Here is a 1333-nt window from a genome sequence, read left to right as displayed (position 1 = left end):
GCGTATAATCGTCGGCAGCGTCAGATGTGTATAAGAGACAGGTCTGGGCCTATGACGGGCGGATTCCGGGGCCGGAGTTGCGCTTCCGCCAGGGCGACACGGCGCGCATCGCCTTCGCCAACGGCCTGCCGGAGCCGACGACCATCCACTGGCACGGCCTGCGCGTTCCCAACGCCATGGACGGGGTGCCCGGCCTGTCGCAGCCGCCGGTGCCGGCGGGCGGGCGGTTCGACTATGAATTCCCGCTGAAGGACGCCGGCACCTTCTGGTACCACCCCCACGTCAACAGCGGGGTTCAGGTGGCCCACGGCCTGACCGGCGCCTTCATCGTGGAGGAGCGCGAGCCGATCCGCGTCGACCGGGACCTGCTCTGGCTGCTCGGCGACTGGCGGCTGACCAGGGAGGCGGAACTGGCCGGCGGCTTCGGCCATCCCATGGACGCCACCCACGCCGGGCGCATCGGCAACACCGTCACCATCAACGGCGCCGTCCGGGACCGCGTGCCGGTCCGCGCCGGGGAGCGTGTCCGCCTGCGCCTGATCAACGCGGCGAACGCCCGCGTCTTCGCGCTCGACTTCCAGGGGCACGCGCCGCGGGTGATCGCGCTCGACGGCCAGCCGGTGACCCCGCACGCCCCGCCGGACGGCAAGGTGGTGCTGGCGCCCGGCCAGCGCGCCGACCTCGTGATCGACATGGAAGGCAGGCCGGGCGAGGAGTTCGACGTGGTCGACGGCTTCTACCCGCGCATGGCCTACCGGCTGACCCGCCTGACTTACGGCGACGAGGCCCCCTTGCGCGATTCGCCGCTGGACGCCCCGATCGCGCTGGCCGCCAACCCGCTGCCCGAACCCGATCTCGCCGGCGCCGTCCGCCAGGACGTGGTGCTGGACGGCGGGATGCACGGCGCCATGCCGAAGACCGCCGGGCCGCGCGGCCCTTTCTGGGCACTGAACGGCGTGGCTGCGATGGGTCATCACCATCTGGAACCGCTCATCACCGTCAAACGCGGTCAAACGCAGGTGACGGCCTTCGTCAACGAGACCGGCTGGTGGCACCCCATGCACCTGCACGGCTTTCCCTTCCGCGTCCTCTCGCGCAACGGCCGGCCGGCCGAACACCGCGAGTGGCGCGACACCGCCCTGCTCGGCCCCCGTGAGACGGCCGAGATCGCCTTCGTGGCCGAAGAGGCCGGCGACTGGATGCTCCACTGCCATGTTCTGGAGCATCAGGAAGCCGGCATGATGGCCGTCCTGAGAGTGACCGCGTGAAACGACCCGCCCCCAAACACCGCCCTGTCTCTTATACACATCTGACGCTGCCGACGATTATACGC

1 protein-coding gene is annotated in these 1333 nt (G+C 70.4%); it reads left to right on the top strand.

Annotation, left to right across the window (positions count from 1 at the left end; translation table 11 throughout):
• Positions 1-26 precede the first annotated feature (26 nt).
• Positions 27-1268, top strand: coding sequence for a multicopper oxidase family protein (locus Q4I23_RS32675; RefSeq protein ID WP_498529000.1), 1242 nt, complete (start codon positions 27-29; stop codon positions 1266-1268).
• The last annotated feature ends 65 nt before the right edge of the window (positions 1269-1333 follow it).

Source organism: Azospirillum sp. UFLA03-27 (genome assembly GCF_059803775.1).
This window is presented reverse-complemented; position numbering and strand designations above follow the sequence as displayed.